Below are 23,626 nucleotides of genomic sequence, written 5' to 3' on the forward strand. Positions count from 1 at the left end.
CGCAGTCTCAGATCGAAACCACGAAGAACGCCACGATCATCGCCATCCCGGCAAACCACACCAGCGACCGCAGCATGGCCCAATCGGCCAGGTAGCAAATGATGTAAAGCAGCCGACTGGTGATGTACATCACCCCCAGCACATCCTGGGTCACCTGCTCGGCATTGCCGACGATGTCCGCCACCAGCACCGCCGCGGCAAATGCCGGAAAGGCCTCGAAACTGTTCTGCTGGGCAGCATGCGCGCGCCGCGGCAGGCCGGACAGGGTATCCAGGAACGCACGCGGGTCGTGGTTGTCGCGCAGGCGGAAGCGGCCACTGCTGACTTTGGCGATCAACGCACACAATGGCGGCAAGAACAGCGCAATCAGGATGCACCACAGGGCAACGGTCATGGACAGGACTCCTTGTTCAGTCTTCGGATCAAAGCTTCATTACCAGCATGCCGGCCAACACCAGCCCGCAAGCTAGGAGTCTCGGCCGGCCAAAAGGTTCTTTCAGGTAGCGCATGCCCAGCAGCACCACCAGGATCACGCTCAACTCGCGCAGTGCCGCCGCCTCGGCCACCGACCCCAGGTGCATGGCCCACAACACCAGCGCGTAACTGAGCAATACGCACAACCCCACCGCCAACCCCAGGCGCCACTGCAGGCGCCAGAACAGCACGAATGGCGCACGCCGCGCCACGCTGGCCAGCAAGGGGAAGGGCCAGGCGCTGAGCAAGGTCAGCCACACCAGGTAATCCCAGGGCTTGCCCCACAAGCGCACGGCCTGGCCGTCGAACCAGGTGTAGCACCCGATGCACAGCCCAATCAGGGCGACCACCGGCAGCATTGACCAGGGCAACCGGTCACCGCCGCCGCCCTGCCACAACAGGCAAGCCATGCCACAGGGGATCAGCAGGATGCCGATAATCTGCTGCTGGCTCAGCGACTCGCCGGCAAAGGCCAGGGTCAGCCCCAGCACCACCAGCGGCGACAGCCCGCGCATCAGAGGATAGACCAGCCCCAGGTCGCCCACGCGGTACGCCTGGATCAGCAGGAAGCGGTACAACTGCTCGGCCAGCGCCGAAGCCAGCAGCCAGGGCCAGATGTTGTCCGGCGGCACCTCGACGAAGGGCACTGCAAGCACGGCAAAGGCCAGCGCCACCGTGTCCATGCTGGCAATCACCAGCAGGCGCTCGCCGCTGAATTTGATCAGGGTATTCCAGGTCGCATGTAGCAGGGCAGCGACCAGCACCAGGGAAGTTGCCAACACGCCTTGTTGTCCTCGTGGCTTTTTATGGCTGGGACTATATAGCGTTCGGGGGCCGCTGTGCGGCCCCCTTACATGGGAACGATTCAAACGACTCTGGTCAAACCCTGTGTCCCGAACCCGCGCCAGGTCATCAAAGAACTGCCCGAGCCATTCGGGTTACGACTTGGAAGCCACTGTTACAGGATTCGGGATGCTTGAACTAGTTGCCGCGTTTATCTGCCTCACCACCCTCCTCACCTATGTAAATTACCGTTTCATCGGCCTGCCGCCCGCCATCGGCGTGATGGTCACGGCGCTGCTGTTCTCCCTGATGCTGCAGGGCCTGAGCCTGATCGGCTTCCCCGGTCTGGAAGCACGCGTCGAAGGGCTGATGAACCAGATCGACTTCAACGACCTGCTGATGCACTGGATGCTGGCGTTCCTGCTGTTCGCCGGTGCCTTGCACGTCAACCTCTCCGACCTGCGCAGCTACCGCTGGCCCATCGGCCTGCTGGCCACCGTCGGCGTGCTGATTGCCACCGTGGTCATCGGCTACCTGTCGCACTGGGTGTTCGCCCTGTTCGGCTGGCAGGTACCGCTGATCTATTGCCTGTTGTTCGGTGCGCTGATCTCGCCCACCGACCCGATTGCCGTGCTGGGCGCGCTGCGTACCGCCAATGCCTCCAAACCGCTGAAAACCACCATCGTCGGCGAGTCGCTGTTCAACGATGGCACCGCGGTGGTGGTGTTCACCGTGTTGCTGGGCATCATCCGGCTGGGCGAAACACCGAGCATGGCCGACACGGCGCTACTGTTCGCCCGCGAGGCCATCGGCGGCGTGCTGTTCGGCGGCCTGATCGGCTACGCCACCTACCGCATGATCAAGAGCGTCGAGCAGTACCAGGTGGAGGTGATGCTGACCCTGGCGTTGGTCATCGGTGGCTCGGCGATGTGCTACGAGCTGCACGTTTCGGCGCCGATCGCCATGGTGGTGGCCGGGCTGATCATCGGCAACCTGGGGCGCAACCTGGCGATGAACGACATGACCCGTCGCTACATGGACGGTTTCTGGGAGCTGATCGACGACATGCTAAACGCCCTGCTGTTCGCGTTGATCGGCCTGGAACTGTTGCTGCTGCCATTCAACTGGATGCACCTGGCGGCCGGTGGCGTGCTGGCGCTGGCGGTGCTGCTGTCGCGCCTGCTGACCGTGGCCCCGGCGATCGTGCTGCTGCGGCGCTGGCGCCCGGTGCCCAAGGGCACGGTGCGGGTGCTGACCTGGGGTGGCCTGCGCGGTGGGGTGTCGGTAGCCCTGGCGCTGTCGCTGCCGCTGGGCGAGGAGCGTGACCTGCTGCTGTCGATCACCTACATCGTCGTGCTGTCGTCGATCCTGGTGCAGGGGTTGAGCATCGGGCGGGTGGTGCGCAAGGTCAGCGCTCAGCCTTGAGATATTCGGGCCATATTGTTTGACGAACGGTTAGCCAAGGTTTGTAGGGAGAGGCGCAAAACGGCGATCATGTACGCGGCGAGAGAAGCAGGATCGTCACGCACTTTTCGTACACTAATCGGCCACACAGCACTTTCTCAGAAAATCACCGCCGCTGGAAATGACGGCCCGGTAGAGATTGAACAGCTCCGAGTCCTGAGCCCATATACCCTCAAGCCTCCCAGAATCGAGGCTGTACAGATCACAACCCGGGGTAAACATGATCAGCGGTGAATGGGTTGCGATGATGAACTGCGCACCTTGTTCAGCCAAATAGCAGATTCTCGCAATGAAGTTAAGCTGCCGCTGCGCGGATAGCGAAGCCTCGGGCTCATCGAGGATATACAGGCCATTCCCTTTGAAGCGGACTTGGTAAAGGGCCTCCATGGCTTCACCATGGGACATCTCATGAAGATCTCGCCCCCCGTAGTAGGTGTTGATCTTCGGATCGAAACTGTTGCTAGCATCCAACGCACGGATTTCAGTGGTCACATTATAAAAACTTTCAGCACGGTAAAAGAAAAGATCTTTTTCCTTACGATAGCCTTTGACTAAACGTAGCGATCGGTGCAGATCGGAATGAGTATCCTCCGTCTTGAAGTTAAAGTTTCTGCCTCCACCTTCGGGATTGCAGCCAAGTTTAATGGCGATAGCCTCAAGCAAAGTTGATTTACCTGAGCCATTTTCCCCAAGAACAATTGAAATATTGTTCTTTAAAACCCATGGAAAAACACCAGACAACATATCGGGCGCTTCACAGCCTGGCTTGAGCGCAATTTCTCTTAAAAAAAGTTCACTCAGTGACATATTGACCTCCGTATACGAGCGATTGATTGATCGGCACCCATGAGAGACATCGAAACAATCCCTAAATACCCCATGTATACTATTATTTTCGAACCAAACATCTTTGGCTCTTCCACACCAACATACCAAGACACTAAAACCATGCCCAATGACAGCGCAAACTCTGGCACAAAAGAAACCATCGCCCACCACCTGTCAAAGATGAACCTCGCCTGCGCCGAAGCAGACACGCAGCTATAAACAGATTTTCACCATGCCAAGCATCGGAAATTCAGCAACATCCTTGCACCGACTCAGTATTGTCGAATTGGCACGTTTGTACATGATCGTTTTTGATGTATTAGTATCAAAGTTTTGCACAAGAAGACGGACTGGGGCTTCCTGGTGCTAATCGAGCAAGCGACAAAATCCGTCGCGATATCTCTAGTACGCTGCTCAACGCTACGTGCCAAATGTCATTGTCTGCTTGCTGCGACGCAGTAGCATGCGTCTGCCGCTGTCGATCCGGTTCGGGATTTGCGTTGTGCGTGGTCCGCGCTAAGCGCTGGGACCCTGAGGCCGCTTGGCGGCCTGCTGGGGAATTAATTGACCTGACATTGCATCAGGACAGAGCGCGGTCCGCACTGGCACTGCAATAAGTGAGGCTTACCAGCAAGAAAGCCCAAAGCCCTTCTCCCCTCCGAAATCCGAGGTCAGCGCACAGTCTTGAGCATGCGGGGGCCGATGTGCGGCCCCTGAAACCGTCATTCCACTGCCGAATCCGGAAACTGGTCCTGGATGTACTTGATCTCGGTACGCCCATGCGCTGCCGGCAACCCGTCCTCGCCAAGGTTGACGAAGACCATCCTGTCGACCGTAAGGATGGCCTTGCGGGTGATCTTGTTGCGCACTTCGCACTTGAGGGTGATCGAGGTGCGGCCGAACTCGGTGGCGGTAATGCCCAGCTCGATGATGTCGCCCTGGCGCGAGGCACTGACGAAGTTGATTTCCGAGATGTACTTGGTCACCACGCGCTGGTTGCCCAGCTGGACGATGGCGTAGATCGCCGCCTCTTCGTCGATCCAGCGCAACAGGCTGCCACCGAACAGGGTGCCATTGGGGTTGAGGTCTTCGGGCTTAACCCACTTGCGGGTATGAAAGTTCATCTGTACTCCTGACCTGCCTGGCTAACGTGTAGCAATGATGGCAGAGCGACCGCTGTCGCTCCATTGAACATCGACTATCGTCGCGATTAATCGACAGAAGACCTTGGGCAAGCCGACGGGCGCGGCTATAATCTCCGCCGCTTCACATGGCCGCCCACAGCGGCGCCATGCCCGCCACCCGTCCGAGGGGCGCTGCAGCAGGCTAGGCCTGTCAGGCTCGGATGGGGCGTTGCTCGCTCTCGCGGGCGCTTAACGCACAACGGCGCCCATTCGCACACTACGAATGGAGGCTCTCATGAGCGCTGCAAACATGCCTGCTGGTTTTACCGATTACAAAGTCGCCGACATCTCCCTGGCCGCCTGGGGCCGTCGCGAAACCATCATCGCCGAATCGGAAATGCCTGCACTGATGGGCCTGCGTCGCAAGTACCTGGCCGAGCAACCGCTCAAGGGTGCGAAGATCCTGGGCTGCATCCACATGACCATCCAGACCGCCGTGCTGATCGAAACCCTGGTTGCCCTGGGTGCCGAAGTGCGCTGGTCGTCCTGCAACATCTTCTCCACCCAGGACCAGGCCGCCGCGTCGATCGCCGCCGCCGGTATCCCGGTATTCGCCTGGAAAGGTGAAACCGAAGAAGAATACGAATGGTGCCTGGAGCAGACCATCCTCAAGGATGGCCAGCCATGGGACGCCAACATGGTCCTCGATGACGGTGGCGACCTGACCGAACTGCTGCACAAGAAGTACCCGCAAGTGCTGGAGCGCGTGCACGGTGTGACCGAAGAGACCACCACCGGCGTGCACCGCCTGCTGGACATGCTGGCCAAGGGCGAACTGAAAGTCCCGGCGATCAACGTCAACGACTCGGTCACCAAGAGCAAGAACGACAACAAGTACGGCTGCCGTCACAGCCTGAACGACGCCATCAAGCGTGGTACCGACCACCTGCTGTCGGGCAAGCAGGCCCTGGTGATCGGCTACGGTGACGTGGGCAAGGGCTCGGCCCAGTCCCTGCGCCAGGAAGGCATGATCGTCAAGGTCACCGAAGTCGACCCGATCTGCGCCATGCAGGCCTGCATGGACGGTTTCGAAGTGGTTTCGCCATTCATCGACGGTATCAACAACGGCACCGAAGCCAGCATCGACAAGGCCCTGTTGGGCAAGATCGACCTGATCGTGACCACCACCGGTAACGTCAACGTCTGCGACGCCAACATGCTCAAGGCGCTGAAGAAGCGTGCCGTAGTGTGCAACATCGGCCACTTCGACAACGAGATCGACACCGCCTTCATGCGCAAGAACTGGGCCTGGGAAGAGGTCAAGCCGCAAGTGCACAAGGTCCACCGCACCGGCCCTGGCAGCTTCGACCCGCAGAACGACGACTACCTGATCCTGCTGGCCGAAGGCCGCCTGGTCAACCTGGGTAACGCCACTGGCCACCCAAGCCGCATCATGGACGGTTCGTTCGCCAACCAGGTACTGGCGCAGATCTTCCTGTTCGAGCAGAAGTTCGCCGACCTGTCGGCCGAGAAGAAAGCCGAGCGCCTGACCGTTGAGGTGCTGCCGAAGAAGCTCGACGAAGAAGTGGCCCTGGAAATGGTCCGCGGCTTCGGCGGCGTGGTCACCCAGCTGACCAAGCAGCAGGCCGACTACATCGGCGTCACCGTCGAAGGCCCGTTCAAGCCACACGCCTACCGCTACTAAGCGACAAGCTTCAAGCGGCAAGCAAAGGCAGACCGTGCCATTGCCGCTTGCAGCTCAGGCAGCAAAGATCTTGAACGATGCCCAAGCCAGACCGGCCATCACCGATCTGGCTTTTACTTGCAGCTTGCCGCTTGAAGCTTGCTGCTAGAGGAACGCCTGATGTCCCAGGAACGCCGTTACAGTTTCGAGTTCTTCCCGACCAAGACCGATGCCGGTCACGAAAAGCTGATGGGCGTCGCCCGCCAGCTGGCCGCCTACAATCCGGACTTCTTCTCCTGCACCTACGGTGCCGGTGGCTCGACCCGCGACCGCACGCTGAACACCGTGCTGCAGCTGGAAAGCGAAGTGAAGGTACCTGCCGCGCCGCACCTGTCGTGCGTAGGCGACACCAAGGCCGAACTGCGCACCCTGCTGGCCGAATACAAGGCTGCTGGCATCAAGCGCATCGTCGCCCTGCGTGGCGACCTGCCATCAGGCATGGGCATGGCCAGTGGCGAACTGCGCTACGCCAGTGACCTGGTCGAATTCATCCGCCAGGAAACCGCCGATCACTTCCACCTGGAAGTGGCCGCCTATCCGGAGATGCACCCACAAGCCCGCAACTTCGAGGCTGACCTGGGCAACTTCGTGCACAAGGTCAAGGCCGGTGCCGACAGCGCCATCACCCAGTATTTCTTCAACGCCGACAGCTACTTCTACTTCGTCGAGCGCGCGCAGAAGCTGGGCGTGGACATCCCGGTGGTGCCCGGCATCATGCCTATCACCAACTACAGCAAGCTGGCGCGCTTCTCCGATGCCTGTGGCGCCGAGATCCCACGCTGGATCCGCAAGCAGCTGGAAGCCTATGCCGACGACACCGCCAGCATCCAGGCATTCGGCGAAGAAGTGATCACCCGCATGTGCGAGCAGCTGCTGCAAGGCGGCGCACCGGGTCTGCACTTCTATACCTTGAACCAGGCCGAGCCGAGCCTGGCGATCTGGAACAATTTGAAGCTGCCACGCTGAAATTTTTTGCAAAATCTGTTTAAGATTTGATTAAGGCTTTGGTCATAGACTAAAGCCTTATTCATTTTCCGGTTACACAGGTCTTGCCTGCCATGCAGCCCCCCCAGCCATCGCGTCCACAGCTCGTCTACCTGGCTTTTGGCCCGGCAACCTACCATCAGGAAGCTTGCTTCAGCATCGTCAGCGCCCTCGCCCACCTGGGCACGGCAGCAGGCGAAGCCATGGACATCCAGGTCTATACCGACAACCCGCAGCCCTATACCGGCCTGCCGGTCACCGTACACTTGCTGGACGAAGCCACGCGCCAGGCATGGAACGCCCCTCACGGTTATCACTTTCGCAGCAAGCATGTGCTGTTGCGCCAGGTGCTGCAGCAACACCCGCTGGCAGTGCTGATCGACACCGACACCTTCTTCCGCAAGTCGCCGCTGGAGCTGTTCGCCCGGGTAGCCCCAGGCCGCCTGCTGTGCAATGCCATCGGCGCGCGCTACGGCAGCAACCAGAAGTGCCTGCTGTACAAGAACTTGCTGGCCATTCTCGAATCGCGGGGCCTGGCCGATTGCCAGATGCCACTGGTCAACTCCGGGGTGATCGGCCTCACCGCCGAAGACGCCGGCACCCTGGACCGCTCCATCGCCATGATGGACGAGTTCCACCCCCTGGCTCGCGAAGCCTATACCCTCGAGGAGTTCTGCCTGGCGGTGGCGGCCTACCGCACGCTGGAGCTGGCCGAATGTACCGATGTCATCCACCACTACTGGAGCCGCAAGGCGCAGTTCCGCGCCAAGATCCAGGCCTGGCTGCGCAAGCACGGCCACGACCCGCTGAGCCACGCGGCGCTGGCCGACGTGCCCTTGGTCAATGACCAGCTGCCACGGCCTCCGGCCCTGCAACGCCTGGGTTACAAGGCGCTGAGCATGACCCTGCCCAGCCACGAACGCCAGTTCGCCCGCGAGCTGCTGTATGGCTGCTACCCCTACCCCAATGAGTTCGACCGCGCCTGTGCGTCGGCCTGGTGGGACAAGGCCCTGGAAAACCTCAATGCCCGCCATGGCCATATGGAGCCCGAGCAACTGCGCCAGTGCCTGCGCCACCCGGGGTTGCGCCTGTCACTGGGCGAGCGGCGCAAGGATATCGAGGCGCATCTGCTGAGGTCGTCCCACACTTGAGTGAACCGGTGCCGGCCTCTTCGCGGGTAAACCCGCTCCCACAGGATCCCTGCTGGCGTGCAGTCTTGCGCTGTACTTGTGGGGGCGGGTTTACCCGCGAAGAGGCCGGCACAGGCGAACACCATCGCCACTGGCCTTGACCAGGCCGAGCGCGTAATCTCCGGCCATGCCACACATCGCCCGTCTGTTCTGGATCCTGTTGCTCGCCTGCCTGAGCCCGCTGGCCCTGGGCGAGCGCCTGCGCCTGGTGACCGACGACTGGGCACCCTATGTGTACCAGCACGACGGCCAGCCGGCCGGCATCGACTACGAAGTCACCACCCGGGTGTTCGAACGCCTCGGCGTCGAAGTGGAAGTGCAGTTTTTACCGTGGAAGCGCTGTCTGGTAATGATCGAACAAGGCCTGGCCGACGGCATCCTCGACATCTTCCAGGCCGAATCACGCCAGCCTTACCTGGTGTATGCAGCCGAGCCCCTGTCGAATGTCGAATTCGTCCTGTTCCAGGCCCGCGCGCGTCGCCATGCCGTCAATAGTCTGGATGACCTTGCCGGCCTCACCGTCGGCACCTCACCCGGCTACGCCTATGGTGCAGCGTTCAACGAGGCCGTGCATTTCAGGCGCGAAGCCGCGCCTACCCATGAAGCCAACTTCGGCAAGCTGATGCTGGGCCGCATCGACCTGGCAATCACCGACCGCAGGGTCGGCCATTACCTGTTGCGGAACCTGGGCCTGCAACAGCAAGTCGAGGAACTGCCGCTGGTGATCAGCCGCCAGGCGCAGTACCTGGGGCTGGCGCGCAAGCCGGGGCGGGAGGCACTGGCCCAGGCCTTCGCCGTGGAACTGCGGCGTTTCAAGCAGGAACCGGCCTATGCGGCGATCAGCAACCGCTACACAGGCGACATCGGAAACATACTCAACGCCGTTGAGCAGCAGGAAAGCAGCACAGCGCGATAGCTCTGTTATACTCGGGCCTTCCCGCCCGGCTCACGCCCGGACGCTCGGCCTCGCAACAGGCATCCTGATCGGCATCGACGCGCCTTCGCGTCCACCCTCCGTTACCCGGATGTGCAGTGAAAGCCCAGCTGGACCGGACGCGATCGCATCCCACCGATGCCCGTCGCGCCAGGCAGAACATCCCAAACGGGCCCAGCCCACACGAGAACAGGATTGCCCATGTCCTTTGCTTCCCTCGGTCTCTCCGAGGCTCTTGTCCGCGCTATCGAGGCTGCGGGCTATACCCAGCCGACCCCCGTGCAACAGCGGGCGGTTCCCGCCGTGTTGCAAGGCCGCGACCTGATGGTCGCCGCACAGACAGGTACTGGTAAAACCGGCGGTTTCGCCCTGCCGATCCTTGAGCGCCTGTTCCCGGCCGGCCACCCCGACAAGTCGCAGCGCCATGGCCCGCGCCAGCCTCGCGTACTGGTCCTGACCCCGACCCGCGAACTGGCAGCCCAGGTGCATGACAGCTTCAAGGTCTATGCCCGTGACCTGCCACTGGTCAGCGCCTGCATTTTCGGCGGCGTCGGCATGAACCCGCAGGTCCAGGCCATTGCCAAGGGTGTAGACGTGCTGGTCGCCTGCCCGGGCCGTCTGCTCGACCTGGCCGGCCAAGGTAAAGTTGACCTGGCCCACGTTGAAATCCTGGTGCTGGACGAAGCCGACCGCATGCTCGACATGGGCTTCATCCACGACGTCAAGAAGGTCCTCGCTCGCCTGCCGGCCAAGCGCCAGAACCTGTTGTTCTCGGCCACCTTCTCCAAGGACATCACCGACCTCGCCGACAAGCTCCTGCACAACCCGGAGCGTATCGAGGTCACCCCGCCGAACACCACCGTCGAGCGTATCGAGCAGCGCGTCTACCGCCTGCCCGCCAGCCACAAGCGTGCGCTGCTGGCGCACCTGATCACCCAGGGTGCCTGGGAACAGGTGCTGGTGTTCACCCGCACCAAGCACGGCGCCAACCGCCTGGCCGAGTACCTGGAAAAGCACGGCCTGACCGCCGCCGCGATCCACGGCAACAAGAGCCAGAACGCCCGCACCAAGGCCCTGGCCGACTTCAAGGCCAACAGCGTGCGCGTACTGGTCGCCACCGATATCGCCGCCCGTGGCCTGGACATCGACCAGTTGCCGCACGTGGTCAACTTCGAGCTGCCGAACGTCGAGGAAGACTACGTCCACCGTATCGGCCGTACCGGCCGTGCCGGGCGCTCGGGCGAGGCCATTTCCATGGTCGCGCCGGATGAAGAAAAGCTGCTCAAGAGCATCGAGCGGGTGACCAGGCAGAAGATCCCGGACGGCGACCTGATGGGCTTCGACGCCAGCCAGGTAGAAGCCGAAAAGCCTGAAGTACGCGAGCGCCCGCAGAACAACGGCCGTGGCGGCCGTAACCAGCAGGCCCGTGGCGAAGGCGGCAAAGACCCCAACGGCGGCCGCAAGGACAAAGGCAAGGATAAAGGCAAGGCCAAGCAACAGGCTGCGGACAAGCCGGCCGACAAGGAAAAGAGCGGCGACAAGCAACAGCAGCAACGCAAGCCGCGCGACAAGAAGCCGCGCCAGCAGCAACAGCAGGCCAGCAACAGCAGCGCGCCCAAAGCACCTACCGACCGTGACCCGGAAGAGTTCCTGGACGACGAGATCGACAACTTCGGCAACCGCGCCGACTATGTCAGCCCGTACCAGGGCAAGAACCAGGGCCGCAATCGTCGCCCGGGTGGCAATGCCGGCCAAGGTCAGGGCCAGGGTAATGGCCAGCGCAGCAACGCCGGTGGCCAAGGTCGCAATAGCGGCCAGCAGCGCGGTGGCGGTGGCGGTGGCGGTGGCGGCGAGAAACGTCCAGCCCGCGCCAACAACGGTGGTGGTGCCCGTCGTGATGGCGGTGGCCGTGGCCGCCCGGCCCGTGACGATGCTGCCCGGCAAGAGCCGGCCGTGCGCAACCCGCGCCAGCCGGAAAAACAGCCGGTGATCATCCGCAAGGAGTCCAAGCTCGACCGCTACCCGACGCCCGAGCAACTGGATGATCTGCCAAGCCGCCCGCGCGGCGAGCGCCCGGCCTTGCTGACCCGCAAGGGCTAAGCCCGCAGCAGCCTCTGCCGGCGATAGGCCCCTCAAAGGAAAACAAAAACGCCGCCCAATGGGCGGCGTTTTCTATTGCCAAGGCAATAATTACTTCTGCTTCACACCTTCAACACTGATATCCAGGTCCAGGGTCTGCGAGGTAGCGCCCGGGCCCTTGATGCCGAAGTCGTTCAGGTTCAGCGTGGTGGTAGCGTTGAAACCAGCGCGCTCGCCGCCCCATGGGTCCTTGCCTTCACCGTTGAAGGTAGCCTTGAAGGTAACCGGCTTGGTCACCCCGTGCATGGTCAGGTCGCCAGTCACGTCAGCAGTCTTGTCGCCAGTCGGCTTGACGCTGGTGGAGACGAACTTGGCTTCCGGGTACTTCTTCACGTCGAGGAAGTCGGCGCTGGCAATGTGCTTGTCACGCTCGGCGTGGTTCGACCACAGGCTGGCGGTTTTCAGGTCGACGCTGATCTTGCTGGCTTCAGGCTTGGCGCTGTCCCAGGTGAAGTTGCCGTCGAAGTCCTTGAAGGTACCGTGGATGAAGCTGTAGCCCAGGTGGCTGATCTTCCAGTCAACGAACGCGTGCTGGCCTTCCTTGTCGATCTTGTACTCGGCAGCCATGGCCTGGCCGGCGCAGAGCAGAGCGGTACCGAGCGCCAGAGCGGCAAAAGTCTTTTTCAACATCCTTACTTCCTTCCTATGCAATTGAGGTTGAGAGTCAAGCTTTGCGGCCCAGCATGCGGGTCAGGGTCGCGTCACGGTCGATGAAATGGTGCTTGAGCGCTGCCAAGCCATGCAGCACGGCAAAAATCACCAAGCCCCAGGCCAGCCAGAGATGAATCACGCCAGCCAGGTCTGCCTGGTCAGGCAGGTCGCTGACCAGTGCCGGCACTTCGAACAGGCCGAACACCGGGATGCCGACGCCGTCAGCGGTGGAAATCAGGTAACCGGCGATCATTACCGCGAACAGCCCCACGTACAGGGCCAGGTGGCCTAGCTTGGCCGCCAGGCGGGTGAATGCGCCGTGGTTGGCCGGTGCTGGTGGTGGTGGGCTGATAAAGCGCCAGACCACCCGCAGCAGCATTACCGCCAGCAGCACCAGACCAATGCTCTTGTGCAGGTCCGGGCCGGCTTTGCGCCAAGGGCTGTAGTAGTCGAGGCCGACCATCCACAGGCCCAGGCCGAACAGGCCGAAGACTGCCAGAGCCACACCCCAGTGCAGGACGATGCTGACCACGCCGTAGCGAGAAGGTGAATTACGCAGTTGCATGTTGACGTGTTTCCCCGTGAAAGCTGTGCACAGACTAACGCGTAACGTATCGAAGAAAAGCGGAAAAAATTGCTTTGGATTATCGAGAAATCCGATATTTATTCTGTAAGCTTCCCATTAAGGAAACATTAACGATAGACGGTGCGTTCGCGCTTGCCAGTGCCGGCCCTTTCGCGGGTAAACCCGCGAAAGGGCCGGCACTGGCAATAAATCAACCCGCCTTGGCCTGGGTATTGGCCGCGGCTTTCTTGGCCGGCTCGGACTTGGCGGTGGCCTTTCTGGTCTGCGTCGGCTTGTGTGCTGGTGCATGCTTGGCAGGCGCAGCCTTGGTCGCAACCGGTTTGGCCGGCGTTTGCTTAGCCACAGGCGCTGGCGCAACCGGGGCCGACGCGGCTTGCGGGGCTGGCGCAGGCGCAGGCGCCACTTCCTCGGCCCTGGCAATCGGCTCGGCCTTCACCTCAGGCTTGTCCGCCCCACCGAACAGGCGCGAGAAAAAGCCTGGCTTGTCCTGCCTGGCCTCATCGTCCTTTTTCGGCTCGGCCTTGGCAGGGGCCTTGTCACCTTTGTCAGCCTTGTCGCCCTTGTCGTCAGAGCCGCCAAACATATTGGAGAAGAACCCGCCCTTGCTCTCCTTGGCCGCCACCGCACCTGCCGCCGCCGCTACCGGCGCCGCCCTGGCCGGGTCGAACGACTTGCCGGCCAGCAGGTCCTGCACCTGGCTGGCGGCGCGCTGGCCACTGCGCAAGGCGCCTTCCAGGGTGCCCGGGTAGAGGGCGTCGGTATGCTCACCGGCAAAGGTGATGCGCTGCACCGGGCGCTCCCACAGGCGCCAGTACTTGCTGATCTGCCCTGGGCCGTAGGCCAGGTAGGCGCCGCCGGTACCGGCGTCGGTGCTGTAGCGCTTGACTTCGTAGCCGGTGAACGAGCCACGGGCCTGCGGGTAGAACGCATGTAGGCGGATCAGCACCTGGTCAACCATCTGCTTGTCGCCGAACGCCTGCAGCAGGCGGGCGTTGTCGCCCGACAGGTTGATCACCACGTTGGCGCCCCCCTTGAGCGCAGGCTCGATCCACAGCATGCCCAAACCAGCGTTACTGAAGATTTCGCCCGACATGCGCGCGCGGCTTTCCCATACCGGCTTCTTGAACTTGAGCATCAGCTGGTCGCGCCAGCCATAGTTGGTGCCCTTCAACGCCGCCAGGTGCTGGCTGTCCAGGCCCGGGGTCATCTGGATCTTGGCCAGGGCGCGCAGGGGCACCGCCATGACCAGGTAATCCGCCTGGTAGCCGACGCTGCCGACCTTGACCGTGACACCGTCCTTGTCCTGGACGATGGAGGTCACCGGCGAACTGGTCTTGATGGTCTTCAGTTGCTTGACGAAGGCCTGGGCCAGCACCGGGCTGCCGCCGGGCAGGCGCGCGGCACGCAGGTCACGGTCGCTGACGCCGCGATACACGCGGTTCTGCTGGGCGAAGTACAGCAGCGACAGGCGCGATGGCTCATCGTAGCGGGTACGGATCTGCTGGTTGACCAGCTGACGGGCAGTGGTCGGCAGTTGCAGCTTGTCCAGCCAGGTAGAGACGTTGATCTGGTCGAGGGCAAACAGCGTGCTGGTGGCCTGCGGGTTCAGCGGGTCGTCGATCGAACGGGCCAGGTCGTCGAGGGTTTTCTCGTAACGTTTGAGCGCCTCGGCGGTGGCCGGCTGCTTGGTGGCCAGGTCGGTGGCGCTGAAATACTCGCCGTCGATCAGGTAACCGGGGGTACGCACGAACTCCGGTGCCGGCAGTGTTTCAAGCTTGAAACGGTCGAGGTACTGGTTGAGCACCGGCTGCGCCTTGGCGTTGCCGATCCACTCGCTGGTGGCCAGGCCCGAGCGCCCGCCCATGCCCGGTTTGGCTTCCAGCAGCGTCACCTGCCAGCCTTTGTTCTGCAGCTCGTAGGCGGCCGTGAGGCCCGCCAGGCCACCACCCACGACGATTGCCGAGGGCGTTTTGTCCTTTGCCAGCGCGGCGCCGCTGGACACACCAATCAATACCAACGCGCACAGGCGCACCCAAGCAGCAGCCATGTCGGCAAACTCCGAGTCAGGGGTTACAGAAACAGGGAGAGGCAGGAATGCCCCGAGAGAGATGCGTTAAGAATACGTCAGCTCCGCTGGCCCTGCCAGCGCAGTGACATCAAGTCCTTTTGCCCACTGACATTTTTGCCTGCAGCCAAGGCGGCGGTTGTCCTGCCCTGCGGCATTGCTTAGGCTTACGCGGTCGAACCAAGCCGCAAAGCCAGGAGAAGTGCCCATGGGCCTCAATGATCAGTGGATGCAACGTGACCTCAAGGTCCTGTGGCACCCCTGCACCCAGATGAAAGACCACGAGCAGCTGCCGCTGATCCCGATCAGGCGCGGTGAAGGCGTGTGGCTGGAAGACTTCGAAGGCAAGCGCTACCTGGATGCGGTGAGCAGTTGGTGGGTCAACGTGTTTGGCCACGCCAACCCGCGTATCAACCAGCGCATCAAGGACCAGGTCGACCAGCTGGAGCACGTGATCCTGGCCGGTTTCAGCCACCAGCCGGTGATCGAGCTGTCCGAGCGCCTGGTGGCCATGACCCCGGCCGGGCTCGACCGGGTGTTCTATGCCGACAACGGTTCGTCGTGCATCGAAGTGGCGCTGAAGATGAGCTTCCACTACTGGCAGAACGTCGGCAAACCGGGCAAGAAGCGCTTCGTCACCCTGACCAACAGCTACCACGGCGAAACCATCGCCGCCATGTCGGTCGGCGATGTGCCGCTGTTCACCGAAACCTACAAGGCGCTGCTGCTCGACACCCTCAAGGTGCCCAGCCCCGACTGCTACCTGCGCCCCGAGGGCATGAGCTGGGAGGAGCACTCGCGCACCATGTTCCAGGCCATGGAGCAGACTCTGGCCGAGCACCACGCCTCGATCAGCGCGGTGATCGTCGAGCCGCTGATCCAGGGTGCCGGCGGCATGCGCATGTACCACCCGGTGTACCTCAAGCTGCTGCGCGAAGCCTGCGACCGCTACGACGTGCACCTGATCCACGACGAGATCGCCGTGGGCTTCGGCCGCACCGGTACGATGTTCGCCTGCGAACAGGCCGGCATCCGCCCGGACTTCCTGTGCCTGTCCAAGGCCCTGACCGGCGGTTACCTGCCGCTGGCCGCGTGCCTGACCACCGACAAGGTGTACCAGGCGTTCTACGACGACTACCCGACCCTGCGCGCGTTCCTCCACTCGCACAGCTACACCGGCAACCCGCTGGCCTGCGCCGCGGCGCTGGCGACCCTGGACATCTTCGAGCAGGACAACGTGATCGAGGCCAACAAGGCCCTGGCCACACGCATGGCCAGCGCCACCGCGCACCTGGCCGACCACGCGCATGTGGCCGAAATCCGCCAGACCGGCATGGCCCTGGCCATCGAGATGGTCCAGGACAAGGCCACCAAGGCTGCCTACCCGTGGCAGGAGCGGCGGGGCCTGAAGGTGTTCGAGCATGCCCTGGCTCGTGGCGCCCTGCTGCGCCCGCTGGGCAGCGTGGTGTACTTCATGCCGCCGTATGTGATTACGCCAGAGCAGATCGACTTCCTGGCCGAGGTGGCCAGCGAGGGCATCGACATTGCCACTCGCGATAGCGTCAGCGTGGCCGTACCAGCCAACTTCCACCCCGACTTCCGCGACCCGGGCTAGGCCCGCAAGCCCGCCGCCGAACCCTGTGGGAGCGGGTTCACCCGCGAATGCGTCAGTGAACCCACCATCGCATTCGCGGGTAAACCCGCTCCCACAGGGTCATCTGATCCCTTTTCGTCCGAGCTGAACCATGAGACTGTCCCGCTTTTTCATCGACGCCCCCCTGAGCCTTGGCGAGCACGACCTGCCCGAAGCCCAGGCCCACTACATCGGCCGCGTGCTGCGCATGGCCCCCGGCGACGCCGTGCAGCTGTTCGACGGCAGCGGTCAGGAATACCGCGGCCAGTTGCTCGAAGTGGGCAAGAAAACCGTGCGCGTCAGCCTCGGCCAGGCCCTAGCCGGCCAGGCCGATTCACCACTGCACGTCCACCTCGGCCAAGGCCTGTCCCGTGGCGAGCGCATGGACTGGGCGATCCAGAAGGCCACCGAGCTGGGCGCCAACGAAATCACCCCGATCGTCAGCGAACGCTGCGAAGTGCGGCTGAAGGACGAACGCGCCGACAAGCGCCTGGCCCACTGGCGCCAGGTGGCAATCAGCGCCTGCGAACAATGCGGCCGCTCGACCTTGCCGGTCATCCACCCGCCAGTGACCCTGGCCGAATGGCTGAACAGCGCCAAGGCAGACCTGAAACTGGTCCTGCACCCGGTGGCCGAACCGCTCACCAGCCACGCCAAGCCTGCCACCCTGGCCTTCCTGATCGGCCCCGAAGGCGGCCTGAGCGAGGCCGAGGTCGAGCAAGCCAAGACTGCCGGGTTCCACGCCGCACGCCTCGGCCCACGCGTGCTGCGCACCGAAACCGCACCGGTGGTGGCACTGTCGGTGGCACAGCAACTGTGGGGCGATTTTTAACTAACGCACGTAGAACGACACCGCCATGAAGTGCATGAGGCTGCCGGCGATCACGAACAGGTGCCAGATGCCATGCCAGTGGCGGAAGCGGCTGTCGAAGGCGAAGAAGATGATGCCGACGGTGTAGAACACCCCGCCGGCGGCCAGCCAGGCAAAGCCGGCGCTGCCGAGCGAGTGCAGCAACGGCTTGACTGCCACCAGCACGATCCAGCCCATCACCGCATAGATGACGATTGACAGGATGCGCGCCTCGGAGCGCGGCTTGATCTCCTGCAGCATGCCGATTACCGCCAGCCCCCAGACCACCCCGAACAGGCTCCAGCCCCAGGGGCCGCGCAGGCTGACCAGGCAGAACGGCGTGTAGCTGCCGGCGATCAGCAGGTAGATCGACAGGTGATCGAGCTTGCGCATGATCACCTTCGCCCGCCCGCGAGTGCTGTGGTACAGGGTAGAAATGCTGTACAGCAACAGCAAGGTGCCGCCGTAGATGGAGAAACTGACGATCTTCCACGGGTCGCCTTGCAGGCCCGCGCCCACGATCAGCCAGATGGCACCGATACAGGCCAGGACGGCACCGACCAGGTGGGTCCAGGCGTTGAAGCGTTCACCGTAGTACATGCAAACACAGACCTCCTGAGGTGGGCTGGGTTCCTGCGTCCTTCTGTTCCGGCCTCTTCGCGGGTAAACCCGCTCCCACAGGGTTCCCACAATGCCAGAGGGCGGTGCTCTACCCGCGAAGGGGCACTGTGCCTTACATCCTACCCAAACTCAGGTTGCAGTTCCGCGTCACGCACCAGCCGTTCCAGCGCGACCAGGTCCGGCACCCGCGCCACCTGCTCGCCCACCTGCACCGCCGCCAGCTCCAGGCGGCCCAGTGCCACGTCCACGTAGTTCAGCTGGCTGTCGAGCTTGCACGAGCGCGGAATGTCCTGCAGCAACAACGCCAGGTAACGCAGCCCGGTATCACCCAGGGCATTGAGCACCACCACGCGCGCCCGCTCGCCGCAGGGTGTCTCGCCACCGCACGCCGCCTCGAAACCGATCAGCGGCAGGCGCTGCTGGCGCCAGTCGATCCAGCCCAGGTGCCAGGCCGGCTCGCCGGGCTGGCACACCGGGTTGCGCTGGCCGCTCAATTCGGCCACCGCCACGTTGGGCAACACCAGGGTTCGGTCACCCAACGGCAGCAACAGCCCGGTCAGGCTGCTGCGCTGGCCGGCGATCAGTTCAAGCATGGGGCTGGCTCCAGTGGGCAATACTCTGCAACAGGACCGACTCCTGGTACGGCTTGCCCAGGTATTCGTTGACGCCAATGGCCATGGCACGGTCGCGGTGCTTCTGCCCGGTGCGCGAGGTGATCATGATGATCGGCAAGTCTTTCAGCCGCTCGTCACGGCGGATGCGTGTGGCCACCTCGAAGCCGTCCATGCGCGGCATCTCGATGTCCAGCAGCAACACGTCGGGGCGGTGTTCTTCCAGCAGGGCCATGGCATCGACCCCGTCCTTGGCCGTCAACACGCTCATGCCGTGGCGTTCCAACAGGCGGCTGGTTACCTTGCGCACGGTCACCGAGTCGTCCACCACCATTACCAGCAACGCCCGTCGTGGCGCCGGGCCGAGCACCTGGCGCCGGGCCGTACCGCCGCCCGGCAGGCGCGCCAGGCGCCGCTGCTGGCCACGCAACTGGCCCAGCAGGTCGAGAATCAGCACCACCCGGCCATCGCCCAGCAGCGTCGCCCCCGACAACCCGGCAACCGCGGCAAACTGCGGCCCCAGGCTCTTCACCACGATCTCGCGGCTGGGCGACAGGCTGTCGGCCTGGATGGCGAACGATTGCTCCTGGGAATGCACCAGCAGCACCGGCAGCGGCACGCTCTGCCCGAGCAAGGCCGGACGCGGCATGCCCTGCAGCAGTTCACCCAGGTAGCGCAGTTCGTATTCGTGGCCGGCGTACACATAACGCGGGGTGTCCAGCTGGTAGCACGCCGCCAGCTCGGCCGGTGGCACGCGGACGATGCCCTCGATGGTGTTCAGCGGAATGGCGTACTGCTCTTCGCCCAAGTGCACCATCAGCGCACGGTTGACCGACACGGTGAACGGCAGGCGGATCAGGAAGCGCGCGCCCTTGCCCGGGGCCGACTCGATACTCATCGAGCCGCCCAGCTGCTTGACCTCTTCGTGCACCACGTCCATGCCCAGGCCACGCCCGGAAATCTGGGTGATCTTCTCGGCAGTGGAAAAGCCCGGGCGCAGGATGAACTGGAGGATCTCGTGATCGCTCAATTGCGCTTGCGGGTCCAGCAGGCCGCGCTTGATGGCCTTGCGGCGCACCGCTGCCAGTGGCACGCCGGCACCATCGTCGGTCATTTCGATAACGATGTCCGCGCCTTCGTGCAGCAAATTCAGGTGAATGGTGCCCTGCTCCGGCTTGCCGGCGGCCAGCCGCATTTCGCGGCTTTCCAGGCCATGGTCGACGGCGTTGCGCAACATGTGCTCCAGCGGCGCCACCATGCGTTCGAGCACGCTGCGGTCCAGTTCGCCCTCGGCATTGCCGACCACCAGTTCCACCTGCTTGCCCAGCTCGCTGGCCACCTGCCGCACCACACGCTGCAAGCGTGGCACCAGACGCCCGAAGGGCACCATCAGGGTGGCGGTCAGGCCTTCCTGCAACTGGCTGTTCACCCGCGCCTGCTGCTGCAACAGGCTGTAGGCCTCATGGGCGCGCTGTGCCAGGGTTTCCTTGAGATCGAGCAAGTCCGAGGCGGACTCGAACAAGGCCCGCGACAGCTGCTGCAGCTGCGAGTGGCGGTCCATTTCCAGCGGGTCGAAGTCGTCATAGGCATCGCCTTCGAACTGCTGGCGGCTGGAGATCCGCCCCTGGGTCTCGATGTCCAGGCGCAGCAACTGGTCGCGCATGCGCTCGAGGGTGGTTTCCATCTCGTTGAGGGTGAACTGCGCATCGTTGACCTGCTGCTCGATGCGCCCACGGATGATCGAGTGCTCACCAGCCAGGTTGCCCAGGTCGTCGAGCAGCTCGGCATCGACCTTGACCATGTCGCCCGGTGCCCGCTCCGGTGCCACCGCCGGCATCTCACTGGTCGCGGCCTCCACCGGCCCCTGGCCAGCGGCGCTGTCGGCCAGGGCCGAGAAGCTGAAGTTGCGGATGTAGTCGATCAGCGCCGTAGCGGCATGCAGCGGCTGGCCCAGGCGCACGGCATCAAGCATGTGCGCCAGGCGGTCATGGCAGTTTTGAAGCAAGGCGAACAGTGGCGCGCTCGGCGGCATACGGCCAGCAGCCAGCAGCTCGTAGAGGAACTCCAGTTCGTGGGCCAGGTCGCCGATCGGGGCAATTTCGACCATGCGCGCCACACCCTTGAGGGTGTGCAGGTCACGCATCAGGTTGTCCACCTCGACGCTGCTGCGCGGGTCGGCCTGCCAGCGTGCCAAGGCTGCTGCGGCGCTCTCGACGATGTCCGAGCTTTCTTCGAGGAAAACTTCCAGCAGCTCTTCGCCAGGGCTTTCCGGCTCTTCGACCGGCGGCTCAGCCACAGCCGGCAGCAAAGGGTTGTGCGCCAGCCCCAGGCCAAGGGTATCGGCCAGGTCCATGTCCGGGTGCAGCGGCGTGACCGTGTCGATGCCCACCAGGCCAGTGGCCTCCGGTGCCAGAGCCTGGCCCAGCAGGTTGCGCAGGCTGTCGACCAGCTCCGGCCTTGGCGGAATGTCCTGCCCGGCTGCCACTTCGTCGAGCATGTCCAGCAGGGTTTCATGGGCCCGCTGCGCCTGAGCGAAAAAGCCCGCATCGGCGGGCAGGCTGCCCTCCTCCACGGCACCGTACAGGTCGAGCAAGGCCTCGCACACGTCATCCATCTGCCACAGCTCGGCCAGGTGCGCGGCGTGGCCCAGGGTGGTCAGTTCGTCGAGCAGGGTGTCCAGCGCATCGCGCTGGCCGGGCTGTTCCTGCCAGCGCGACAGCAACGACTCGGCATCCAGCAGGATATCCATGGCCTGGGCCAGGAAGCTGGCGATCAACTGCGGGTCGCGCTTGCTGCGCCGCGTATGCTGCGGCTCATCATGCAAGCTGGCCAGGCGCCCATCCACTGCCTGGCCGACCTGTTCGATCAGCTCCGCGGCGCCGGGGATGGCCGCCAGCGGCGTGCTGTCGAGTTGCGCCAGGCCTAGATGGAACAGCGAACGCGCCGCTTCCAGCCATTCGATCTCGGCCATTTGCAGGGGCAGTTGGTGGCCCTTGTATTCACGAGCCAGGCGGTCGAAGGCGGTGGCCAGTTCGGCGATTGGCATCACCCCGGCCATCGCAGCACTGCCCTTGAGCGTGTGCAGGGCGCGCTGCAGGCCATCGCTGACCGACGTGTCGTGGCCGTCGGCGCCCTGCAGGAAAACATCCAGGCTGGCCAGGTGGCCCTGCGCCTCGCCGCGAAAAACGTCGAGCAGCTGCGGGTCAAGGCCGTCGATATCGGCTGCCACCGGGGCATCGTTTTCGGCCAGGGCATGCAGGTGCCCGGCCAGTTGTTCGATTTCCGTCAGTTGCGGCAACTGACCGGCGGCAAAGTCGGCCAGCAGGTCGGGCAGGAAGACGAACACCTGCTGCAGGGCCACTACGCCTTCCGGGCTGAGCACGCTGCGGCCCTCGAGTACCCGGTTCAGCAGGTGCTCGGCGCCCCAGGCCAGCTCGGCCACCGCCTCGGCATGCACCATGCGGCCGCTGCCCTTGAGCGTATGCAAGGCACGGCGTACTTCTCCCAGTGCCTCGCGCTGCTGGTTGTCGGCACGCCAGCGCAGCCAGTGGCGCTCGATTTCCGGCAGCAGTTCACCGGCCTCGTCGAGAAACACTTCGCGCAACTCGTCATCGATGCCATCAGCGCTGCCATCGTGGCCTGCAGTGGCCTCGACCAACGCGCAGTGCACGCCCAGCGTCGCCAGGCTGGCGCGCGCCATGTCGATGAAGGGCTGGCCATCCGCCAACGGGTCCGCCACCCGCCATTGCAGGTAGCATTCGGCGGCGCTCAGGGCCTCGGCCAGGTGCCTCAGCTCGCCGGCTGGTGGCTCTACCTCCAGGTGCTGCAGCCAGCGCTGCACATAGCTGGCGCAACCGGCAAACAACTCGGCCACGGCCGGCAGCATCAACATTGCCAGAGCCCCGCGAATCTGCTGCAACAACCCTGGCAAGGGTTGCAGGCGTTGCCGCGGCCAGTCGGATTCCAGGCAATCGCCGATCAGGTCCTTGGCCTGCTGCAGCACATTCAGCGACTCGTTCAACACCAGTTGGCGGATCTCGGCCAGGTCCGAGCCCGGCAGGCCGCCCTGGCCGTTTTCCTCCAGCGGGCCGACCATGCCATTGAGACTGGCCTCCACGTACAACAGGGCCCCCGCTACATCCATCAACACCGCATCGTCCACCGCCCGCTCGCCCTGGGCCACGGCCTGCAGCGCCAGCACCTGGTCGATGATCACCCGGCGTGGCTGCTGGAAGCCCAGCACCGCCAGGGTGTCGGCCACGTGGCGCAGCGGTGCCAGCAGGACATCGAGCTGCTCGCTGTGCTGGCGATCGCCGCGCACGAACTGGTCCAGGCGCTCCTTGATGCGCATCAGGTCGTCGCACAGCGCGGTCACCACCGAGCGCAGGGCATCGCGGCCCGGACCGACCTGCAACTGCTCGCGCCAGTTGCCCAGCGACAGGTCGAGGTTGGCCAGGTCGTCGGCACCGGCAAAGCGTTGGGTGGCGCCGCTGATCAGGCTGGCCTGGGCCAATGGCTCCTCGCCCCGGCAGGCACGCAGCTGGTTGAGCAGTGGCAGCATCACCAGTGGCAGGTCGTGGCGGGCCCCGCGCAAGCGCTCCAGGTACGAGGGCAGTTGCTCCAGGCCACGAAACAACGCGCCCAGGCAATCACCGCGGGGGCTGACCTGGCCATCGGCCAGGGCCTTGGCGAACAGCTCCAGCTCTTCGGCAAGGCGCGTGGCGCCGCGCAGTTCGAGCATGCGCAGGCAGCCGTGCACCTGGTGCAGGTTGTCGACCACGAATGCCAGCATCGACAGGTCGCCCGGCTCGCCGGCAAAGCGCTCCAGCGCCTGGCGCGCCTGGCCCAGGCAGTCGAGGATTGCGGCCTTGGTCCAGGCCAGCGCCACCGTGTCGTGGCGCTCGGGGCTTACAGCAACTACAGCCATGGGCACTCCTCGGCGCGG

At 63.7% G+C, this 23,626-nt stretch carries 18 protein-coding genes and 1 riboswitch; of the genes, 8 read left to right on the top strand and 10 right to left on the bottom strand.

What is annotated here, in order from left to right:
• Window positions 1-7: 7 nt before the first annotated feature.
• Both FQ664_RS23660 and FQ664_RS23665 read right to left on the bottom strand, forming a co-directional pair.
• Window positions 8-394 carry an MAPEG family protein gene (locus FQ664_RS23660; protein WP_144175283.1) on the bottom strand — a complete coding sequence of 129 codons (387 nt, stop codon included), beginning with the start codon at window positions 392-394 and terminating at the stop codon, window positions 8-10.
• A gap of 28 nt (window positions 395-422) precedes the next feature.
• On the bottom strand, window positions 423-1,256 hold the full coding sequence (locus tag FQ664_RS23665; protein ID WP_144175285.1) for an EamA family transporter: 834 nt from the start codon (window positions 1,254-1,256) through the stop codon (window positions 423-425).
• Between the two features lie 190 nt (window positions 1,257-1,446).
• Here FQ664_RS23665 and FQ664_RS23670 point away from each other — a divergent pair, with 190 nt between their 5' ends.
• A complete protein-coding gene (locus FQ664_RS23670; protein ID WP_144175287.1) occupies window positions 1,447-2,682 on the top strand; it encodes a cation:proton antiporter in 1,236 nt (411 codons plus the stop codon).
• 114 nt (window positions 2,683-2,796) lie between these two features.
• Here the strand turns inward: FQ664_RS23670 and FQ664_RS23675 are convergent, their stop codons facing one another.
• The gene (locus FQ664_RS23675; RefSeq protein ID WP_178091042.1) at window positions 2,797-3,528 is read right to left on the bottom strand and encodes an AAA family ATPase; all 732 of its coding nucleotides are present in this window, start codon (window positions 3,526-3,528) and stop codon (window positions 2,797-2,799) included.
• 743 nt (window positions 3,529-4,271) lie between these two features.
• Window positions 4,272-4,673, bottom strand: a complete 402-nt coding sequence (locus FQ664_RS23680) for an acyl-CoA thioesterase (RefSeq protein WP_144175289.1) — start codon at window positions 4,671-4,673, stop codon at window positions 4,272-4,274.
• A 178-nt stretch (window positions 4,674-4,851) separates the two neighbouring features.
• A riboswitch (S-adenosyl-L-homocysteine riboswitch) is annotated at window positions 4,852-4,948 on the top strand.
• Window positions 4,949-4,968: 20 nt separating this feature from the next.
• On the opposite strand from FQ664_RS23680, the gene ahcY reads away from it, so the two are divergent.
• The 5 genes from ahcY (at window position 4,969) to FQ664_RS23705 (ending at window position 11,625) form a co-directional block, all read left to right on the top strand.
• Complete coding sequence (gene ahcY / locus FQ664_RS23685; protein ID WP_144175291.1) at window positions 4,969-6,378, top strand: adenosylhomocysteinase; 1,410 nt, start codon at window positions 4,969-4,971, stop codon at window positions 6,376-6,378.
• Between the two features lie 159 nt (window positions 6,379-6,537).
• A complete protein-coding gene (gene metF / locus FQ664_RS23690; RefSeq protein WP_144175293.1) occupies window positions 6,538-7,383 on the top strand; it encodes a methylenetetrahydrofolate reductase [NAD(P)H] in 846 nt (281 codons plus the stop codon).
• A gap of 92 nt (window positions 7,384-7,475) precedes the next feature.
• A complete protein-coding gene (locus FQ664_RS23695; protein ID WP_144175295.1) occupies window positions 7,476-8,552 on the top strand; it encodes a hypothetical protein in 1,077 nt (358 codons plus the stop codon).
• A 166-nt stretch (window positions 8,553-8,718) separates the two neighbouring features.
• Window positions 8,719-9,507 carry a substrate-binding periplasmic protein gene (locus FQ664_RS23700; protein ID WP_144175296.1) on the top strand — a complete coding sequence of 263 codons (789 nt, stop codon included), beginning with the start codon at window positions 8,719-8,721 and terminating at the stop codon, window positions 9,505-9,507.
• A 219-nt stretch (window positions 9,508-9,726) separates the two neighbouring features.
• Entirely contained in the window at window positions 9,727-11,625 is a 1,899-nt protein-coding gene (locus tag FQ664_RS23705) for an RNA helicase RhlE2 (protein WP_178091043.1), read from the top strand.
• Window positions 11,626-11,715: 90 nt separating this feature from the next.
• On the opposite strand, the gene FQ664_RS23710 is transcribed toward FQ664_RS23705, so the two are convergent.
• The 3 genes from FQ664_RS23710 to FQ664_RS23720 form a co-directional block, all read right to left on the bottom strand.
• Window positions 11,716-12,294 (bottom strand): YceI family protein, encoded by a 579-nt coding sequence (locus tag FQ664_RS23710; protein WP_144175297.1) that lies wholly within the window; start codon window positions 12,292-12,294, stop codon window positions 11,716-11,718.
• Window positions 12,295-12,328: 34 nt separating this feature from the next.
• Window positions 12,329-12,880, bottom strand: a complete 552-nt coding sequence (locus FQ664_RS23715) for a cytochrome b (protein ID WP_133975897.1) — start codon at window positions 12,878-12,880, stop codon at window positions 12,329-12,331.
• Window positions 12,881-13,091: 211 nt separating this feature from the next.
• Window positions 13,092-14,948: a flavin monoamine oxidase family protein gene (locus FQ664_RS23720; protein ID WP_144175299.1), complete on the bottom strand. Its 1,857-nt coding sequence runs from the start codon at window positions 14,946-14,948 to the stop codon at window positions 13,092-13,094.
• A gap of 226 nt (window positions 14,949-15,174) precedes the next feature.
• Between FQ664_RS23720 and FQ664_RS23725 the strand changes: the two genes are divergently transcribed.
• Entirely contained in the window at window positions 15,175-16,581 is a 1,407-nt protein-coding gene (locus FQ664_RS23725; protein ID WP_144175301.1) for an adenosylmethionine--8-amino-7-oxononanoate transaminase, read from the top strand.
• 130 nt (window positions 16,582-16,711) lie between these two features.
• Window positions 16,712-17,431, top strand: a complete 720-nt coding sequence (locus FQ664_RS23730) for a 16S rRNA (uracil(1498)-N(3))-methyltransferase (protein ID WP_144175303.1) — start codon at window positions 16,712-16,714, stop codon at window positions 17,429-17,431.
• Here FQ664_RS23730 and trhA read toward each other — a convergent pair whose 3' ends face one another.
• The 3 genes from trhA to FQ664_RS23745 form a co-directional block, all read right to left on the bottom strand.
• A complete protein-coding gene (gene trhA, locus FQ664_RS23735; protein WP_144175305.1) occupies window positions 17,432-18,049 on the bottom strand; it encodes a PAQR family membrane homeostasis protein TrhA in 618 nt (205 codons plus the stop codon).
• Window positions 18,050-18,189: 140 nt separating this feature from the next.
• Window positions 18,190-18,663 (bottom strand): chemotaxis protein CheW, encoded by a 474-nt coding sequence (locus tag FQ664_RS23740; RefSeq protein ID WP_144175307.1) that lies wholly within the window; start codon window positions 18,661-18,663, stop codon window positions 18,190-18,192.
• Window positions 18,656-23,608, bottom strand: coding sequence for a hybrid sensor histidine kinase/response regulator (locus tag FQ664_RS23745; protein ID WP_144175309.1), 4,953 nt, complete (start codon window positions 23,606-23,608; stop codon window positions 18,656-18,658). Before FQ664_RS23745 ends, FQ664_RS23740 begins: the two co-directional genes overlap by 8 nt.
• Between the last annotated feature and the right edge of the window lie 18 nt (window positions 23,609-23,626).

Origin of the sequence: Pseudomonas persica (assembly GCF_900291015.1) — a bacterium.
GTDB lineage: Bacteria > Pseudomonadota > Gammaproteobacteria > Pseudomonadales > Pseudomonadaceae > Aquipseudomonas.

What these genes read in the sequence shown, in the direction of transcription:
- FQ664_RS23660 (WP_144175283.1), bottom strand. Translation starts at nt 394, where the DNA reads ATGACCGTTGCCCTGTGGTGCATCCTGATTGCGCTGTTCTTGCCGCCA.
- FQ664_RS23670 (WP_144175287.1), top strand. Translation starts at nt 1,447, where the DNA reads ATGCTTGAACTAGTTGCCGCGTTTATCTGCCTCACCACCCTCCTCACC.
- FQ664_RS23675 (WP_178091042.1), bottom strand. Translation starts at nt 3,528, where the DNA reads ATGTCACTGAGTGAACTTTTTTTAAGAGAAATTGCGCTCAAGCCAGGC.
- FQ664_RS23680 (WP_144175289.1), bottom strand. Translation starts at nt 4,673, where the DNA reads ATGAACTTTCATACCCGCAAGTGGGTTAAGCCCGAAGACCTCAACCCC.
- ahcY (WP_144175291.1), top strand. Translation starts at nt 4,969, where the DNA reads ATGAGCGCTGCAAACATGCCTGCTGGTTTTACCGATTACAAAGTCGCC.
- metF (WP_144175293.1), top strand. Translation starts at nt 6,538, where the DNA reads ATGTCCCAGGAACGCCGTTACAGTTTCGAGTTCTTCCCGACCAAGACC.
- FQ664_RS23695 (WP_144175295.1), top strand. Translation starts at nt 7,476, where the DNA reads ATGCAGCCCCCCCAGCCATCGCGTCCACAGCTCGTCTACCTGGCTTTT.
- FQ664_RS23700 (WP_144175296.1), top strand. Translation starts at nt 8,719, where the DNA reads ATGCCACACATCGCCCGTCTGTTCTGGATCCTGTTGCTCGCCTGCCTG.
- FQ664_RS23705 (WP_178091043.1), top strand. Translation starts at nt 9,727, where the DNA reads ATGTCCTTTGCTTCCCTCGGTCTCTCCGAGGCTCTTGTCCGCGCTATC.
- FQ664_RS23710 (WP_144175297.1), bottom strand. Translation starts at nt 12,294, where the DNA reads ATGTTGAAAAAGACTTTTGCCGCTCTGGCGCTCGGTACCGCTCTGCTC.
- FQ664_RS23715 (WP_133975897.1), bottom strand. Translation starts at nt 12,880, where the DNA reads ATGCAACTGCGTAATTCACCTTCTCGCTACGGCGTGGTCAGCATCGTC.
- FQ664_RS23720 (WP_144175299.1), bottom strand. Translation starts at nt 14,948, where the DNA reads ATGGCTGCTGCTTGGGTGCGCCTGTGCGCGTTGGTATTGATTGGTGTG.
- FQ664_RS23725 (WP_144175301.1), top strand. Translation starts at nt 15,175, where the DNA reads ATGGGCCTCAATGATCAGTGGATGCAACGTGACCTCAAGGTCCTGTGG.
- FQ664_RS23730 (WP_144175303.1), top strand. Translation starts at nt 16,712, where the DNA reads ATGAGACTGTCCCGCTTTTTCATCGACGCCCCCCTGAGCCTTGGCGAG.
- trhA (WP_144175305.1), bottom strand. Translation starts at nt 18,049, where the DNA reads ATGTACTACGGTGAACGCTTCAACGCCTGGACCCACCTGGTCGGTGCC.
- FQ664_RS23740 (WP_144175307.1), bottom strand. Translation starts at nt 18,663, where the DNA reads ATGCTTGAACTGATCGCCGGCCAGCGCAGCAGCCTGACCGGGCTGTTG.
- FQ664_RS23745 (WP_144175309.1), bottom strand. Translation starts at nt 23,608, where the DNA reads ATGGCTGTAGTTGCTGTAAGCCCCGAGCGCCACGACACGGTGGCGCTG.